1 protein-coding gene is annotated in these 1,890 nt (G+C 56.0%); it reads left to right on the plus strand.

Annotation, left to right across the window (positions count from 1 at the left end; genetic code table 11):
• Positions 1–1,778: 3'-5' exonuclease (locus tag A3754_RS21305; protein ID WP_063521272.1), on the plus strand; the 1,778-nt coding region annotated here is incomplete at its 5' end.
• Positions 1,779–1,890: the final 112 nt, after the last annotated feature.

Genomic DNA, 1,890 nt, shown 5'->3' on the forward strand with positions numbered 1-1,890 from the left:
TCTCCACCTTCCATAACCTGGGCCTGCGCATCCTCAAATCCGAATTGAAAGCCTGCGGCCTGCGCAACGGCTTCTCGATTCTGGACGGCGCCGACAGCAAGGAAATCCTCAAGGAGATCCTGCGCCAGGGCGAATCGGAACGGGACCTGGACGCGGTGGATGTCATCCACAAACGCATCTCCGACTGGAAGAACGCGCTGGTGCTGCCCGAGGAAGCGGTAAGCACCGCTGAAACCGACGACGACCTGCGCGCGGCCATGGCCTACGGCGGTTATGATCGCATGCTGCGGGTGTGTAATGCGGTGGATTTCGATGATCTTATTTTGATGCCCGCGCGCATGTTCCGCGAGCAGCCGCGCATTCTGGAAAAATGGCGCAACCGTATTCAGTACCTGCTGGTAGATGAATACCAGGATACCAACGGCGCCCAGTACGAAATGGTGAAAATGCTCACCCTGCCGGAGGGCAAGTTCACCGTGGTAGGCGATGACGACCAGTCCATCTATGCCTGGCGCGGCGCCCGACCGGAAAACCTGGCGCAGCTGCAGGAAGACTGGCCTACCCTGAAAGTGGTGAAGCTGGAGCAGAACTACCGCTCCACCGGGCGCATCCTGAAAGCCGCCAATACAGTCATCGCCAACAACCCCCACGAGTTCGAAAAAAGCCTGTGGTCCGATTACGGCTACGGCGAACCGATTCGTTTTTCCGCCCTGCGTGATGAAGAGGCAGAAACCGAATGGATCGCCAGCGATATCTTTCACCGCCGCCTGCAGAAAGGCCTGCAGTGGAAAGACTTTGCGGTGCTTTATCGTGGCAATTTTCAGTCGCGCATTCTGGAGATGAAACTGCAAAGCCTGTCGATTCCCTACAAGGTCTCCGGTGGCAAAAGTTTCTTCTCGCGCAGCGAGATCAAGGACTTGATGTGCTACCTGCGCCTGCTGGTGAACCCGGACGACGACAACGCCTTTCTGCGCATCATCAACACGCCGCGCCGGGAAATCGGTCCCGCCACCCTGGAAAAACTGGCCACTTGGGCACTCAAGCGTGAGCAAGGTCTTTACCACGTGTGCGATGACTTTGCGCTTAGTGAAGTGATGAACCCCAAAGCCGCCGAAAAGCTGCAAAAGTTCAAGGCCTGGCTGGATGCCAAACGCCAGTTCTGTTTCGGCCAGAACAGCTTGCAGGCGGTGCAGGAACTGATCACCGATATGGATTACGAAGGCTGGCTGATGCAGAACGCCTCCAGCCCGCGCATCGGTGAAAAGAACATCGAAAATATCTGGCAACTGGTGCGCAGCATCGAGCGCATGCTGGAAAAACAGGAAGACGAAGAAGAAGGCGCCAGCGATCTGGAATCGGTGATCAAGAAGCTGGTACTGCTGGACATGCTCGAACAACAACAGGAAGAAGACGATTCCGACCGGGTGCAGTTAATGACGCTGCACGCGTCAAAGGGTCTGGAATTTCCCCACGTCTACATGATGGGCGTGGAAGAAGAATTCCTGCCCCACCGTACCAGCATCGAAGAAGACAACATCGTTGAAGAGCGCCGCCTCATGTACGTGGGCATCACCCGCGCCCGGGAAACCCTGGCCATGACCCAGGCTCTGACCCGCAAACAGTACGGCGAAAAAATCGACACCACCGCCAGCCGCTTCGTGGACGAAATGCCCCAGGAGGATATCGACTATCTGGGCATCGGCATTCAGAAGGATGAAGCCAAGGAAGATGCGGTGGCAGAGGCCAGCATTGCTAATCTTCGGGCATTACTGGACTGACGCTGACGCACAATACTGCAAAACTTCCGACTTCAATCTTTGGCTTTGCGCACCTGCCTTGCCTGCTTGGCAATGTTGCAAACCAATATTTATGCATAAACTTCTATCGCCA

Source organism: Alcanivorax sp. HI0083 (genome assembly GCF_001635175.1).